The organism is Brevundimonas sp. FV1ye4L (assembly GCF_058681255.1).
Genome location: NZ_CM178734.1, coordinates 1,230,436 through 1,244,915, shown reverse-complemented (window position 1 = coordinate 1,244,915; position 14,480 = coordinate 1,230,436). Strand labels below are relative to the sequence as shown.

The window sequence follows — 14,480 nt, the reverse complement described above, 5'->3', positions numbered from 1 at the left end:
GCCGACTCTGACCCGTCCAAGGGCCGCGCTGTGTTGAGTCGCGTCGGTCGCCAAAGAGGGTTTCCTCCATGACGCAGCCTCACGTGATCGTCCTCGGCAACGAAAAGGGCGGGGCAGGCAAGTCCACCCTGGCGATTCACATCGTCACGGGCCTGCTGCATGCGGGCCGGACGGTGGCGATTATCGACCTGGATCTGCGCCAGCGGTCGATGCAACGGTTCTTCACCAATCGCCTGGCTTGGCTGGCCGCTAACAATCAGCAACTGCCCCAGCCGTTCATGCCTGACATGGGCGACGGCAAGGCCTTGGCCAAGGGCGGGACGGCCGAGCAGATCGCCGCCTTCGAACGCGCCTTCGACGAGGCCGTGGCGGCGGGCGTGGACGCCATCCTGATCGACACCCCAGGCGGCGACACGGCCGTGTCCAACGCCGCCCACGCCCGCGCCGACCAGATCGTCACGCCGATGAACGACAGTTTCGTCGACTTCGACCTGCTGGGCGAGGTCGATCCGGTGACCCTGGATCTGCTGAAACCCTCGATCTATTCCGAAAGCGTCTGGGAGGCGCGCAAGGTCCGGGCGATCAGCCAGGGCCGGAACGCCACCATCGACTGGCTGGTGGTGACCAACCGCCTGGCCGTCGCCGAGGCGCGTAACCGCAAACGCCTGGAAGAGCGGATGAACAAGCTGGCCAAACGGGTCGGTTTCCGCGTCGGGCCGGGCCTGCGCGACCGCGTCATCTATCGCGAGCTGTTCCCGTTCGGCCTGACGGTGGCGGACCTGTCGAACGACATTCGTCCGGTGGCGGTGTCACTGGCGCACGTCGCGGCGCGCCAGGAGATGCGCAATCTGATGAAGGCCATGGGTCTGGAGCAGGCTTTGGCTCCGCTGGACGTGGCGGCCTGAAAGCCCGGATGATCTCGTGGGTCTGATCGGACTGGCCCTGGCGGCCATCGCCGTCTGGGCCCTGGTGCGGCTGGGCCGTCAGACGGAGCGGCGAGGCCGGGCCCATTGGCGCGTCACCGCGACCCTTCTGGGATCGGTGCTGCTCGCCGGGGGCGCCCTTGCGGCCTTCAGGGGCGCCTGGCTGTGGGCGGCGGTCCTCGCGGCGGCGGGCCTCTATCTGGCCTGGTCGTCACGCATACGGACGCAAATTCGATCCGAGCCGATCAGCGAGGTGGACGCCCGCGCCGTGCTGGGCGTCGGCCGCAATGCGACCGAGGCCGAAATCCGCGCCGCCTGGAAAAAGGCAATGGGCCGCGCCCACCCCGATCAAGGCGGCACGGAAGGCCTGGCGACCCGCGTCAACGCGGCGCGCGACCGGTTGCTGAAGAAGCCCTGACCGAACCGGCGCTGTGTGGCGTCAGCGCCCGGTTATAGCCCGCCCGAAGCTCTTCCAGCTCAGCTTGACGTCCGACAGGGCTCCGGCGCGGAAGGCCCGCCCGGCGATCCAGACCATGAAGCCTGCGGTGGCGAACATGCCGACCAGGGTCAGGACGATCTCGATCAGCGGCGGATCGCTGGGCGCCCGGGCGCTCATCAGGAAGGGCGTGAAGAAGGGGATCCAGGACAGAACCTTGACCGCCGGCGCATCGGGGCTGGTCAGGGCCATCTGCATGACGATGATCGGCACGACCAGAACCATCATGATCGGCCCCATCAGGGTCTGGGCGTCGCGGGGCGTCTCGCAGAAGGCTCCGATGGCCGCGAACAGTACAGCGTACATCAGATAGCCGCCGACCATATAGGCGATGAAATAGAAGACCAGGCCGTCATCCAGCAGCACCTGGCCCACGGTCGCCGCCGTCTCGGGCGAGGCGGACACCAGGCCGAATGTCCCGATCCCTCCCCAGACCACCAGCACGCTGAGGGTCAGCATCGCCACCCCCAGCACCTTGCCGGTCAGGATCTCGGTCGCCGAGGCCGAGGACAGAAGCACCTCCAGGATCTTGTTCGACTTCTCCTCCATCACGCTGTTCAGCAGGATGGAGGCCCCGGTGATGACCAGGGACCACAGCAGGAAGCCGGCTCCCAGGCCGATAAAGGAGGGAATGCGGTCGCGCATCGAGATCTCGCCTCCGCTGGCGGCGTTGGGCGAGAAGGCCTTCACCTCGGGTCGGAAATTCTGCACCTCCTGGGCCACGGCCGGGGCGACCCCGGCGGCGGTCAGCAGTTCCGTCCGTCGGGCGTCGCGCAGGGCGCCGCGGACGAAGCCGGCCACGTCGCCGTCATTGGCGCGGCTGGTCCAGACCTGGGCGGTTGGCTTGCCGTCGATGCGGCTCAGGAAGACGACAGCGTCCAGGCGGCGGTCTTTCGGCGTCTCCTTGTCCAGCGCCGTCTTGATGGCGGCGTCGCGCGCCGGGCCGGTCGCCTCGGCGATGGCGGGCGGCGGGGCGACCAGACGGATCTTGGGGCCGCTGATGGAGGCGACGGCGCGGCCCGCGCCGGCCTGTCCCTTTTCGGCGGCTTCTCGTAGCCGTTCGTTCTGGCGGTCCAGATCGGATTGCAGCGAGGCGCGCACTGCGGCGGCCAGGCCAGTGGCGGCCGGACCTTCCTCGATCACGGCTACGACCTTGATGGGTTCGGCCGAGCGGATCAGCAGCGGAATGCCGCCGCCGAGCACGGCGAACAGCGGAAAGGCCAGCAGCGACAGCCAGAAGCCCACGGTCTTGGCATAGGCGACATATTCGCGCCGGGCGATCAGCAAAGTGCGTTTCATTGGCTCGCCTCCGAAGGGGTGACCGCTTGATCGGGATTGTCCCCGGTCAGGCCGATGAAGGCGTCGTGCAGCGTGGGCTCCTTCAGGGCGAAGCCGCGCACGTCCAGCCCGTTCAGGAAGGCCGCCTTCAGCGTCTCCTGACCGCCCGCGCCGGCCACCAGGGCGATCTTCAGCCGCCGCACCCCGTCTGTGTCGGACAGGGTCTCGACTCCGGCCACGCCGGGCAAGGCCGCCGCCGCTTCGGGCGTGATGGCGCCGTCCAGATCAAGAAAGCGCGGCGAGGTGGCCTTGGCCTCGTCGACCGACCCCTCGAACGCCTTCTTGCCTCGCGCCAGCAGCACGACCTTGTCGCACAGCCGCTCGGCGTGTTGCATCACATGGGTCGAGAACAGTACCGTGGCCCCGTCCGCCGCCAGCCCCCGGATCATCTCTTCCAACCCCTGCTGGTTCATCGGGTCCAGGCCCGAGAAGGGCTCGTCCAGGATGACGAACTCGGGCCTGTGGACCACGGCCGCGATCAACTGGACCTTCTGGGCCATCCCCTTGGACAGCTCTTTCATCTTCTTTTTCTGCGCCGCGCCCAGGCCCTGCTGTTCCAGCAACAGTTTCGCCCGCTTCTTGCCCTCGTGCGTCGACAGGCCCTTCAGGGCGCCGAAGAAGGCGATCGCCTCCACCGGGGTCATCTTCTTGTAGAGACCGCGCTCCTCGGGCAGGAAGCCGATCCTATCCCGCACCGACCGTCCATTGGGCGCGCCGAGAATATCGATCCGCCCCGCCGTCGCCTCCTGCAGCCCCAGGATCATCCGCAGGGTTGAGGTCTTGCCCGCCCCGTTCGGCCCCAGGAAGCCGCAGATCGACCCCTTGGGCACCTGGAAGCTCAGATTGCGCACGGCGTCGAACCCGCCGTACCGCTTGCTCACGCCCTCAAGCGTCAACGCAGCCGTCATCTCGTCTCCCCCCACAGTTGCGGCGAACCTAGCAAGGCCGAAGCGGTCCACGCCAGCCGCTTCGGCGTCGCGCTCCTACTTCAGGACGGGCAGGTCGATATAGGAGGCGTCCTCGCCCGCGTGGTGGATGGCGTTGTCGGCGATCACGCCTTGGGTTTCCGTCTCGTTCGGGCCGCCCGTGTTCAGGTTGCGGACGAATTTCGGGAAGTTGGAGCTGGCCACTTCCACGCGGATACGGTGGCCGGGCTGGAAGGTGTTGCTGACCGTCATCGGCGTGGGCTGCACCGTCGCCACCTGGCCGGGGACCAGGGGCATCGGCCGCGCATAGCCGTCGCGGTAACGCGCCCGCATGATGGTGTCGCCCAGGATATAGGCTGTCCCGTCCGGGGCCACGTCCACCAGCTTGACCGCGAAGTCCGTGTCCTGCGCCGACGACGACACCTTCAGCACCGCGTCGATGAAGCCCGTCACCTGCATAGGCGCGGTCAGCGGTTCTGACGTATAGACCAGCACGTCATTGCGCGCCTCGATCGGGCGCTGATCGAAGGCGCCGGCCGTCACCAGCCCGCCGTTGCAGCAGTCGCCGCCGCCGATGGTCTGGACCGGGTTCATCGGATCATAGCGATAGCGGTCGGCCGCTTCTCCGGCCGGCGGCGCCTCCAGCCTGAGGCGGCCGTCGCCGTTCAGGCTGTTGGCCGCGCCGCCCGAGCGCAGATACATCCGCACAGTCTCCACGCCCTGGGGTGGCCACTGGGCGGCGGTGCGCCACTTGTTTTCGCCCATGTTGAAATACTGGACGTGCGGGGTCGTGGCGGGGAAGGCGCGCGCCTCGCCCTTCAGCCAACGGTCGAACCAGGCGGCGACCAGAGCGTCGCTGTCGAAGCTCGCGTCCCCCAGGTCCCGGTCGCCCGAACGGAAGTTCGGTCCCAGCCCGCCAAAGGCGCAGTGGTTGTTCGGCCCCACCACCACATACTGGTTCTCTGCCGCTTCGCGGTCCTGGGTGGTCGAGCGGGCGTGGTTGAACAGCTCCATGTTCGGGCCGATGGACACGTCATACCAGCTGTTGAACCACAGCGACGGCACGCCCCAGCCCATGTCGTCGTGATACAGGCCCCCTTCGCGCCAGGCGGGATCGTTCGGCGTGCGCGCGATCAGTTCCTCGAACGTCGCCGGCGGTTCGCCCAGATCCTTCAGCATCTCGTTGACGGGCAGGTGGCGGATCTGGCTGGGCCAGCTCACCTCCGGCTTCTTGGCGTCCAGATCGTTGTAGCGGACCAGCCGGGCGCGGGTTTCCTGATCGATATCGCCGGGGATCTGGGCCCGCTGCGGATTGTCCACGCCGTACAGCCAGACGAAGAACAGGTTGCGGGGCACGCCGCCGGTGTACCAGTTGCCCTGTTCTTGGAACCGGCCGACCTTGCCGATGCCGGCGCCGGACGCTTGGGGGACCATGGCGGCGTGGGCCGGGTGGTTCTGGGCGGCGAGGGCCAGCTGCCACTCCGCTGAGGAGGAACAGCCCAGGGTGCCGACCTTGCCGTTCGACCAGGGCTGGGCCGCGATCCAGGTCAGGGCGTCATAGCCGTCGGTCTGGGGATAGCCCAGGATTTCGTAATCGCCCTGCGAGAAGTAGCGCCCCCGTTCGTTCTGCATCACCAAGGCGTAGCCCCGGCTGACCCAGGTCAGGGCGCTACGCGTCGTGCGGGCGTTATTGGCCAGTTCGTTATAGGGCGTCCTGACGAAGACGGTGGGCAGGGGCCCCTTGGCGCCCTTGGGGCGGTACACATTGGTCGCCAGGCCCACGCCGTCCCGCATCGGGACCAGCACCGCCATCTCGACATCGGCGATGCGGGACAGTTCAGTCTGGGCCGCCGCGTCGCTGTAGCGGTTATAGTTCTCGGCCGAGGCCGCAATGGGCGCAGCCGCCAGTACGGCCGCGACGACGGCGGCGACAAATCTGTTCATATCCGGGTCCCTCTCGAAGGCGGAAGTTAGGCCGATCCCGGACCCGGCCGCAACACGCGCTCTGGGTCAGTTCGCGCTTTTGACCGCCACGGCGAAATGCCGATCCAGCACCTTGGTCGGGTTGACCTGGCCGTCGCCGCGCCGAACCTCGAAATGCAGGTGCGGGCCGGTGGAATAGCCGGTGGAGCCGACCAGTCCGATCCGTTGGCCGTGCGCCACCGCATCGCCGCTGGCGACGTCGATCCGGCTGAGATGGCCATAGACGGTGCTCAGTCCGTTGGGGTGGCGCACCTCGATGAAATTGCCGTATCCGCCAGCGTCATAGACGGTGCGAATGACCCGGCCCTCGGCTGCCGAGAAGACGGACGTTCCCTGGGGGGCGGCGATGTCGACGCCCTTGTGCGCGCGGGCGCGGGCCTCGATCGCCAGCTTGCGCAGGCCGAAGGGCGAGTTGATCGCATAGCCGCGTACCGGGGCCGAGAATTCGATCTGACGCATCACCGGACCGGCGGCCTCAACCTCGGCCTTGACGGGCGGGGCGACGGGGGCGGCGGCCAGGGCGGGCGGTGGAGTTTCGCGCGTTACGGCGGGCGCGGCGGCGGCGGCCAGCAAGGCCACGGCGGCGAAGGCGGCCGTCTGGCCGGAGTGGATCAAAAGGGTCTTGCAGCGCGCCAGGGGCGCATCGGTCAGCAGGCGTCGCATTCGGCGGCGTCTCCAGCGTGTTCACGCTCTGGAATGGTGGGAGGCGGCGACCGAAGCCTGCCGGGCGTCCCGAGAGAGACCGGCTTATGCCTACAGGCTGGGGCGAGTTTTAGGCCGCTATCCGGCCATGGAGGGCCATATTTGTCAGGCCGCCGGCCGGCGCGCGATCAGATCGATCAGCGCCGACATGCCGTGATGCCCCGAACCTTCGTTCAGTTCCGCGTCATAGGCGTCCAGGGTCAGGACGTCGAAATCGCCGAAGCGCGCATCCAGCAGTTCGGCGGTATAGAGTTGATCGATCTGCGGCGGCCCGCCCGTGCCGTACTCCAGCTGGCGCGGCGTATAGCCGTGCAGCAGGATCAACCCGCCCGGCTTCACCGCCCGCTTCATGCCGTCAAAGATCGCGTCGCGAAACGCCGGTTCCGCGAACTGAATGAAGATCGCCGCGACGACGTCATACTCCGCCTGCGGCCAGTCCCAGCCCTGCAGATCCTGGATCCTGAAGTCGACCTCCACCCCCGCGTCGTGGGCCAGTCGTCGCGCCTTGTCCTGACCGGAAGGAGAAATGTCGGTCGCCACAACCTGGTGGCCCAGAGACGCCAGATAGACGGAGTTCCGCCCCTCTCCATCGGCCGGCGCCAGGATATGGCTGCCCGCCGGCAGGATCGTCGCGTGGTTCAGCAGAAAACGGCTCGGGCTCGTGCCGAACACATAGTCCTGCGTCGCCGCGTAGCGCGCATCCCAGCCTGTGCCCGGCGTCGCCATACCGCTTCTCCAATTTTTGAGAATCGTTATCATCTGGGCCGGAGCGCTTCAAGCCACGGGATGTTTCAGGCGATGATGTCCGGCAGGATCTGGTCTTCGATCTTCACGATTTCGTCCTTGATCGCCAGCTTCTTGCGCTTCAGCCGGGCGATCATCAGCTGATCGGGAATGGCGGCCTCGGACAGGGCCTCTATGGAGGCCGCAAGGTCGGCGTGCTCAAGGCGCAGCAGTTTGAGGCGAGCCTGAAGGATCGCCTCTTCCTTGCTGATTTCCGGTGCGTCGTCATTCATTGTGCAATCCCCGGCGCGCTTATAACCAGCCGCGCCTCAAGCCGGAAGGGCGTCCGCAAGACGGATCAAGGCCGGGCGCGGCGTCACCTGCGCCCACACCCGCGCAGTCCCGACCAGCGCCTCTACGAAGGGGCGGGGCGTCCCGGCGGTCTGTGGTGCGCCATCGGATGAAACCAGGGCCTCCAGCGCCTCCAGCAGATGGCGTTCCGCTTCCAGCTCCAGCGCCTTGACACGGTCCCGCACCGCCTGGCGCGGGCCGTCGTCGATGTCGGGGATCGGCGCCTTCAGTGTGCGACGGACGGCGCGCAGAGGCGCGACGACGACGCTGTCCCAGGCGCGGGCGGTGTCGCACGCCGCCTCGATTGTCTCGGCGTCCGGCTTCAAGCCGACGGCGGCGGTCCAGGCGGACCAAAGCAGCAGAGGCACGTTCTGCTCGTGGTTGTCCTGCAAGGCCACGCAGGCGTCCCCGACGCCGGGCGCGCCATAGGCCGCGACCGCCCAATCCCAGAGCCGGGTCATTTCAGGCCTTCCCACCGTCGCACTCCGCTCCAGTCCAAACCGAACAGATCCAGGGTCCGGCCGACCGACTGGTCCACCATCTCCATGATCGAATCCGGCCGGGCGTAGAAGGCGGGCAGGGGCGGGGCGATGGTCGCCCCCATCTCAGCGAGGGCGGTCATCGTCCGCAGATGTCCCAGGTGGAAGGGCGTCTCGCGCACCATCAGCACCAGGGGGCGACGTTCCTTCAGCGTCACGTCGGCGGCCCGCGTCAGCAGGGACGAGGTCACGCCGGTGGCGATCTCGCTCATCGTCTTGACGGAGCAGGGGGCCACGATCATGCCCAGGGTCTTGAACGAGCCGGAGGCGATGGTCGCGCCGACGTCGGCCAGCTTGTGAACCACCGACGCCTTGGCAGTCAGGTCGGCGGGCGACAGATCCGTCTCCTGCGACAATGTGAGCAGGGCCGCCTTGGTGACGACCAGATGGCTCTCGACGCCCAGGTCGTTCAGGGCGTCCAGTACTCGCGCGCCGTAGATTGCTCCGGAAGCCCCTGAAATTCCGACGACCATTCGATAGGGAAGCTTGCGTATGGCTCCGTTCACATCATCGACCATTTTTGGGGTCAGCCTCCATCGGGTTCGGCCAGGCGGGCCGTCACCGGAATGTGATTCCACAGCCCGCCAAACCGGGCGCTCACTCTACTGGTCCCTAACCTGAGGAGGCGCAAGCCATGACCATCGAGGCTCGTATTCGCGAACTGGGTAATCGTCATCGCACCCTGGATCAGACGATCCAGAAGGAGCTCACCCGTCCGTCCGTGGACACGTTGCAGGTCAGGGAGCTGAAGCAGAAGAAGCTCCGCTTGAAGGAACAGATCACCAGCCTGGAGGCGCGGGCCCACTAGAGGCGCACGACCTCCAGAAATGACGACGGCCCCGGAGATCGCTCTCCGGGGCCGTTTTTATAAGTCGTCATCCTCGGGCTTGACCCGAGGACCGGGGCATCCGCCGCTCCTGCGAGGACGCAGTCGCACAGCCCGATCCGCACTCGGCCCTCGGGTCAAGCCCGAGGGGGGCGGATAGAGATCAGTCCTTGGTGCCGAACACCGACTCCGCCGTCGGTTCCGCGCCGGGGCGTTGGCGGGCTTCCGGCACGAACTCGGGTTCGGCCTCGACCTCCTCGACGGGCTGCAGCACGCCGCCGCCCTTCTTCAGGTCGTCCTTGGTCTTCTTGTCGGCGGCCTTCTTGACGATCTCGTCCAGGGCCAGCTGACCAACCAGGCCCAGGGTCACGGGATCGACCGGCTTGATGTTGGCGCTGTTCCAGTGGGTGCGGTTGCGCACGCTCTCAATCGTTGACTTGGTGGTGCCCAGCATCTTGGCGATCTGGGCGTCGGTCACCTCGGGGTGATTGCGGACGAACCAGGCGATGGCGTCCGGGCGGTCCTGACGACGCGAGACCGGGGTGTATTTCGGCGCCGGCTTGGCCGACTTCATCAGTTCGGCGTGACGGCTGACGATGGCCTTCAGACGATAGTTCTCGTTGGCCTGCGCCTTGTCCAGCTCTTCGCGGGTCAGCTGACCGCCGGTGACGGGATCGACGCCGCGGATGTCGCGGGCCACGTCGCCGTCGGCGATGCCGCGCACTTCCAGCGGGTGAAGACCGCAGAAGTCCGCGATCTGCTCAAAGCTGAGGGAGGTGTTGTCGACCAGCCAGACCGCAGTGGCCTTCGGCATCAGAATGTCGCTCATGGGGCGTTCGTCCCGGAATGGTGGGGCCGCCGAATAGGGGTTCGGCTGGCGTTGGATACGACGGCGCCCGGCCTTTCGACCGGGCGCTTATGGTTTCGATATAGGCCTATTCGCCCGAAAAGAAAACGCCGCCGAACAATCACGTACAGCCAAGGTTCATGTGAGCTGGGGCAACCTTCGCGCTAATAGAGGCTTTCGCCTTTGGGAGAGGAGAAACATCATGTCCATTCTGCTTGGGGCCGCCATGGCCGCAGCCCTGGCTTCGGGCCAGGATATCACCGCCCAGCGTGTCGCGCCGCGTGGCAGCTACGCCCGGTCCTGCACCGAGGCCTATACCCATCGCGGTCGCCTCTACGCGGATTGCCGCGACATGCGGGGGCAGATTCGCGGCACCTCCATCGAGCTTGCGCGCTGCGGCAATGAAGAGATCAACAATGACAACGGCCTGCTGGTCTGCGGTCGGTTCCGCGGCGACTATGAAGACCGCCAGCCGGGACGTCCGGGCAACGGCGGTGGTTGGGGCCCCGGCAACGGCAATGGCCCCGGCAATGGCAACGGCGGTGGTTGGGACAATGGCGGCGGCTGGGGTCGGTCCTCGATCATCGTCTACGAGAACTCGAGCTATCGCGGCGCCTCGCGCGAGTTCACCAGCGAGGACCGCAATCTGGGCAACACCCCGTTCAACGACCGGATCAGCTCGATCCGCGTGCGTGGCCGTTGGGAGATCTGCACCGACGCCCAGTTCGGCGGTCGTTGCCGGATCATCGACGGCGACGTCCGCAACCTGAACAGCACGGGCTTCAACGACAATATCTCGTCGCTGCGTCCGGTGCGGGGCGGCGGCCGCTACTAGGCCGTCAGTACGAACTTGCCGACGTGGTCGCCCGCCTCCAGCGCGCGATGCGCGTCGGCGGCGCGCGCCAGCGGGAAGGTCGCCTGCATCGGCGGCCGGACCGCGCCAGACGCGACCCAGGGCCAGACCGTCGCCTCCACGGCGGCGGTCAACCTGGCCTTCTCGTCCGCCGGGCGGCTCCGCAGGGTCGAACCGGTCAGCACCAACCGCTTCAGCATGATCCGCATCAGATCCACCTCGACCTTCGACCCCGACAGCGAGGCGATGACCACCCACCGCCCGCCGGGGTTCAGCGCCTTCAGGTTCAGATCGGCGTAGTCGCGCCCTACCATGTCCAGCAGCACGTCGGCGCCGCCCGCCTCGGCGATGGCGGCGGCCATATCGTCCGTCTTGGCGTCCAGGCTGATATCGGCCCCCAACGCCTTGGCCGCTGCGGCCTTCTCAGGCCCGCGCGAGGTGGCGATCACCTTGGCGCCCGCCGCCTTGGCCATCTGGATCGCCGTCACCCCGATCCCACTGGTCGCCCCATGGATCAGTAGCGTCTGACCCGCCTTCAGCCCGCCCGCCTCGAACACATTGGCGAAGACGGTGAAGACTGTCTCGGGCAGGACCGCCGCCTGGGCGTAGTCCAGACCATCCGGGATCGGCAGCACGTGGCGGGCGTCCACCACCACTCGCTCGGCATAGCCGCCCCCGCCCAGCAGGGCGCAGACCCGGTCGCCGATAGCCCAGCGCGTCACGCCTTCGCCCACCGCCTCGATCTCGCCGGCGACTTCCAGCCCCAGGATGTCCGACGCCCCGGGGGGAGGGGGGTACCCGCCGTTTCGCTGCAACAGGTCGGGTCGGTTGATTCCCGCCGCGTGAACCCGAATCGTCACCTGCCCGGCGCCGGCCACGGGGTCCGGCCGTTCTGAGATCCGCAGCGCTTCGGCCGGTCCTGAACCGCCTTCGATCTCGATGACCCGCATGTCGCCTCCGCTTGCAATCGTCCGTATCCGGGCGTTCAGATAGGCGTCCCGGCCGCGCGCGGCCATGACCTGACGCAGAAAGGCGATGACGATGTTCGAAGATCTCGAGCCCCGCCCCCGGCGCGGAGACGCCCTGACCGCCCTGGGTCGCGAAGATCTGGACGCCTATTCGATCGAGGATTTGCAGGAACGGATTCAGGCCCTGGAAGACGAAATCCGCCGCGCCCGCGCCGCCATAGACTCCAAGACGGCCAAGAAGAGCGCCGCCGACGCCCTGTTCAACTTCCGCTCATGAATCGCGCCCGCGCCAAATCCATGGCATGACGGTTGCAGTCGGCACGACAAAGGCCGCGTCTTGGCCCAAAGTCGTAACGAGCGTCCAATTCTCATGATGATGTCCACCATGACCCTGAGCGACAACCAGAGCACGGGCTCCACGCCTGACAGGGCCCGCGTCGTTCGGGACTTTTCCCGCTCGGAGCTGTTCGACCGCACCTTCCGTGAGGGCATGGACCTTGTCGAGGAAACCGCCGCCTATCTGGACGGCGAAGGCCGCCGCGATTCCAAGATGCTGTCCCGCAGCGCCGCCCTGGCCTATGCGGCCGAGAGCATGAAGCTGACCACGCGCCTGATGCAGATCGCGTCCTGGCTTTTGGTCCAGCGGGCCGTGCGCGAGGACGACATGACGCCGGAAGCCGCCTGCGAGCCGCGCTATCGCCTGAACGATCGCAAGATCGAGAGTGAGCCCAGCCACGCCGAACTGCCCATCGCCCTGGTCGAATATCTGGTCCGGTCCGAAAAACTGTTCGACCGCACCCTGTACCTGGACCGCCGCATGTACCTGGACGCCCAGGAGGAGCAGCCGCAGAATCCGGTTCTCAGCCAGCACGGCCTGCTGGAAGCTGCCTTCAAGATCTGAATATACTTCCCTTCTCCCTCCCCCGCACGGGGAGGGAGAAGATTGTCACCCTACGGCCCGACGTCGTTGGCGTCGCGGCGGCCGTCGTCCACCGGCTTGGGCAGGCTGACGGCGATGCCCAGGGCCTGGGCCAGCTTGTCGTCGCGGCCATAGATGTCTTCGCGGAAGGCCACCCGGCCCTGACCATCGACGAAGGCCGTCCAGTACAGCAGCCGCACCGAAATCTCGCGACCCGTCGTCACTCGCGTCGTTTCGCGGCTGTCCTGGGCCATGTCGAACTCGGCCAGTTTGACCGGGTCGGGCGACAGCAGCAGCCGGGCGAACTCCACCGCATTCTGCACCCGCACACAGCCATGGCTGCGCTGGCGCATCGACAGATTGAAGGCCGCCTTCGACGGGGTGTCGTGCAGGAAGATGGCGTAGCTGTCGCGCAGCTCGAACTTCACATAGCCCAGGGCCGACTTAGGGCCCGCCCGCTGAATGACCGTTCCATCCCGCACGAACATGTCGTTGGCGGCCAGATAGGCGGGTCCCTTGGGCAGGATCTCGCGACGCGCGATCCCGGCCGGCACATACCAGGGCGGATTGGCGACCACCGAGGCGAACGGCTTCTCGAGGCTGGGGGTCTGGTTCTCGGCCGATCCGACCACGACCCGGTTGGAATGGACCGGCTTGCCGTCCTTCCAATAGACCATGATGGCGGCGGCGGTGTTGACCTCGATCCGTTCCGGCGCGACGTCGCGCTTCAGCCAGCGGCGGCGTTCCAGGTTCAGCGCGATCTGGCGCGCGCGATCCTCGGCCGAGGCCGACAGCGACCGCTGGGTCCCCGTTCCGATCCGCCCGTCGGCCCCCAGGCCGTGCCGGACCTGGAAGCCCTGGACCGCCCGTTGCAGTTCGGCGCCATAGGTCAGGCCCTGGGCCTTCAGTCGCGCGCCGTCCGCCGCCGTCAGGTCGCCTTCCGCCGTCAGCCGGTCGATCAGCGCTGGAATGCGGCGATCGCTCATGTTCGGTTCGATGGTAGGCCCGGCCGGGAAGGCGGGCCAGCCGCCCTGGGCCGCCAGGCGGCGATAGCGGACATAGCCCGCCGACAGGTTCTGATAGCCGATGTCGGTCGGGGCCAGCCCCTCGAACCAGTCCAGCAGAACATTACGCGCCAGGGCGTCGCTCATGCCGCGTGGCAGATCGACCCGGTTCTTCTGCATCTCCCAAAGATCTTCGACCGTCTCCGGCCGAACCTTGCCCTCGGCCAGGATCCGCCCATAGGCCAGGGCCGCGGCGGTGGCGCGCAGATCCGACGAGGCGGGGTCGGCGGCCAGGCCGACGAAGTCGAAATAGTCTCCACCCGACAGACCGTGGCGCTCGGCCCGGCCCGCGACGGCGTTCAGCATCCGCATCCGCTCGGCGTTCCACACCGGCCGCCAGCCGTTCATTTCATAGAAGGCGCGGACGTCGGCCTGCTGGGTCTCGGGCAGGCGGGAAATCTGGTCGTTGAAACTGTTGTAGAAGGCGGTCGCCTGCGGTCCGCGCTGCACGGTCACCTGCTGTGCGCGCGTTGTTGAGGCGAGGGCCATGGCCGCCGTTGCGACGCCCAGACCCATTTCCCGTCTATTCATAACCTGTCCGCTTCTCGATGGGTCGATTCCCGTGAATCGACGCCGGTACTGCCGTATCCGAACGCCGTCTACGTTACCGGCGTTCCGGGCAAACAAAAAGCGCCGGTCATCCGACCGGCGCTCTTCGTGATCCGATTGCCGCGATGTGTCGCAGCCAGGACGCGCTTACTTCTTGATGAAGCCGGCGAACTTGTTGTTGAAGCGCGAAACGCGACCGCCGCGGTCCATCAGATGGGCGTTGCCGCCGGTCCAGGCCGGGTGGGTGGTCGGGTCGATGTCCAGGTTCAGCGTGTCGCCTTCCTTACCGTAGGTCGAACGGGTCTGGTAGGAAGTGCCGTCGGTCATCACCACATTGATGAAGTGGTAATCGGGGTGCGTGTCCGCTTTCATGGTCGTCGTCCGGTCTCTGGCGCGATGACGATGCCGACCGTCGCTGCGCATGAAATTGAGAATCCCGCCGAAAGATTCAGCGGGAAAGAGCGGGGCGTTTA

The 14,480-nt window shown here is 67.0% G+C and carries 18 protein-coding genes; 6 read left to right on the top strand and 12 right to left on the bottom strand.

Annotation, left to right across the window (positions count from 1 at the left end; genetic code table 11):
* The first annotated feature begins 68 nt into the window (after positions 1–68).
* Entirely contained in the window at positions 69–905 is an 837-nt protein-coding gene (locus ACW17X_RS05990; RefSeq protein WP_492100081.1) for a division plane positioning ATPase MipZ, read from the top strand.
* Between the two features lie 16 nt (positions 906–921).
* Positions 922–1,341: a J domain-containing protein gene (locus tag ACW17X_RS05985; RefSeq protein WP_492100080.1), complete on the top strand. Its 420-nt coding sequence runs from the start codon at positions 922–924 to the stop codon at positions 1,339–1,341.
* A 21-nt stretch (positions 1,342–1,362) separates the two neighbouring features.
* On the opposite strand, the gene ACW17X_RS05980 is transcribed toward ACW17X_RS05985, so the two are convergent.
* From ACW17X_RS05980 to ACW17X_RS05945, 8 genes are all read right to left on the bottom strand, one after another.
* Positions 1,363–2,718 (bottom strand): ABC transporter permease, encoded by a 1,356-nt coding sequence (locus ACW17X_RS05980; protein ID WP_492100079.1) that lies wholly within the window; start codon positions 2,716–2,718, stop codon positions 1,363–1,365.
* Positions 2,715–3,665 carry an ABC transporter ATP-binding protein gene (locus tag ACW17X_RS05975; RefSeq protein ID WP_492100078.1) on the bottom strand — a complete coding sequence of 317 codons (951 nt, stop codon included), beginning with the start codon at positions 3,663–3,665 and terminating at the stop codon, positions 2,715–2,717. The genes ACW17X_RS05980 and ACW17X_RS05975 overlap by 4 nt, the downstream gene beginning before the upstream one ends.
* A gap of 75 nt (positions 3,666–3,740) precedes the next feature.
* Positions 3,741–5,627, bottom strand: a complete 1,887-nt coding sequence (locus tag ACW17X_RS05970) for a CocE/NonD family hydrolase (protein WP_492100077.1) — start codon at positions 5,625–5,627, stop codon at positions 3,741–3,743.
* Positions 5,628–5,693: 66 nt separating this feature from the next.
* Positions 5,694–6,329, bottom strand: a complete 636-nt coding sequence (locus ACW17X_RS05965; RefSeq protein WP_492100076.1) for a M23 family metallopeptidase — start codon at positions 6,327–6,329, stop codon at positions 5,694–5,696.
* A gap of 144 nt (positions 6,330–6,473) precedes the next feature.
* Positions 6,474–7,094, bottom strand: a complete 621-nt coding sequence (locus ACW17X_RS05960) for an SAM-dependent methyltransferase (protein ID WP_492100075.1) — start codon at positions 7,092–7,094, stop codon at positions 6,474–6,476.
* 65 nt (positions 7,095–7,159) lie between these two features.
* The gene (locus ACW17X_RS05955; RefSeq protein WP_492086484.1) at positions 7,160–7,384 is read right to left on the bottom strand and encodes a YdcH family protein; all 225 of its coding nucleotides are present in this window, start codon (positions 7,382–7,384) and stop codon (positions 7,160–7,162) included.
* 36 nt (positions 7,385–7,420) lie between these two features.
* On the bottom strand, positions 7,421–7,903 hold the full coding sequence (locus ACW17X_RS05950; protein ID WP_492100074.1) for a TIGR02444 family protein: 483 nt from the start codon (positions 7,901–7,903) through the stop codon (positions 7,421–7,423).
* Positions 7,900–8,499 (bottom strand): UbiX family flavin prenyltransferase, encoded by a 600-nt coding sequence (locus ACW17X_RS05945; RefSeq protein WP_492100073.1) that lies wholly within the window; start codon positions 8,497–8,499, stop codon positions 7,900–7,902. Before ACW17X_RS05945 ends, ACW17X_RS05950 begins: the two co-directional genes overlap by 4 nt.
* Before the next feature lie 116 nt (positions 8,500–8,615).
* Between ACW17X_RS05945 and ACW17X_RS05940 the strand changes: the two genes are divergently transcribed.
* Positions 8,616–8,789 (top strand): YdcH family protein, encoded by a 174-nt coding sequence (locus ACW17X_RS05940; RefSeq protein WP_267516034.1) that lies wholly within the window; start codon positions 8,616–8,618, stop codon positions 8,787–8,789.
* 181 nt (positions 8,790–8,970) lie between these two features.
* Here the strand turns inward: ACW17X_RS05940 and ACW17X_RS05935 are convergent, their stop codons facing one another.
* Positions 8,971–9,636, bottom strand: a complete 666-nt coding sequence (locus ACW17X_RS05935; RefSeq protein WP_492086488.1) for a DUF1013 domain-containing protein — start codon at positions 9,634–9,636, stop codon at positions 8,971–8,973.
* A gap of 220 nt (positions 9,637–9,856) precedes the next feature.
* Between ACW17X_RS05935 and ACW17X_RS05930 the strand changes: the two genes are divergently transcribed.
* On the top strand, positions 9,857–10,489 hold the full coding sequence (locus ACW17X_RS05930) for a beta/gamma crystallin-related protein (protein WP_492100072.1): 633 nt from the start codon (positions 9,857–9,859) through the stop codon (positions 10,487–10,489).
* Here ACW17X_RS05930 and ACW17X_RS05925 read toward each other — a convergent pair.
* The gene (locus tag ACW17X_RS05925; RefSeq protein ID WP_492100437.1) at positions 10,486–11,457 is read right to left on the bottom strand and encodes an NAD(P)H-quinone oxidoreductase; all 972 of its coding nucleotides are present in this window, start codon (positions 11,455–11,457) and stop codon (positions 10,486–10,488) included. The two genes, ACW17X_RS05930 and ACW17X_RS05925, sit on opposite strands and share 4 nt — an antisense overlap.
* Before the next feature lie 91 nt (positions 11,458–11,548).
* Between ACW17X_RS05925 and ACW17X_RS05920 the strand changes: the two genes are divergently transcribed.
* Together ACW17X_RS05920 and rcdA are read left to right on the top strand one after the other, a co-directional pair.
* Positions 11,549–11,752, top strand: a complete 204-nt coding sequence (locus ACW17X_RS05920; RefSeq protein ID WP_492086491.1) for a DUF1192 domain-containing protein — start codon at positions 11,549–11,551, stop codon at positions 11,750–11,752.
* 93 nt (positions 11,753–11,845) lie between these two features.
* Positions 11,846–12,376, top strand: coding sequence for a protease adaptor protein RcdA (rcdA, locus tag ACW17X_RS05915; RefSeq protein ID WP_492100071.1), 531 nt, complete (start codon positions 11,846–11,848; stop codon positions 12,374–12,376).
* 50 nt (positions 12,377–12,426) lie between these two features.
* On the opposite strand, the gene ACW17X_RS05910 is transcribed toward rcdA, so the two are convergent.
* Positions 12,427–13,989, bottom strand: a complete 1,563-nt coding sequence (locus tag ACW17X_RS05910; protein WP_492100070.1) for a L,D-transpeptidase family protein — start codon at positions 13,987–13,989, stop codon at positions 12,427–12,429.
* A gap of 165 nt (positions 13,990–14,154) precedes the next feature.
* The gene (gene rpmE / locus ACW17X_RS05905) at positions 14,155–14,379 is read right to left on the bottom strand and encodes a 50S ribosomal protein L31 (RefSeq protein ID WP_271164754.1); all 225 of its coding nucleotides are present in this window, start codon (positions 14,377–14,379) and stop codon (positions 14,155–14,157) included.
* Between the last annotated feature and the right edge of the window lie 101 nt (positions 14,380–14,480).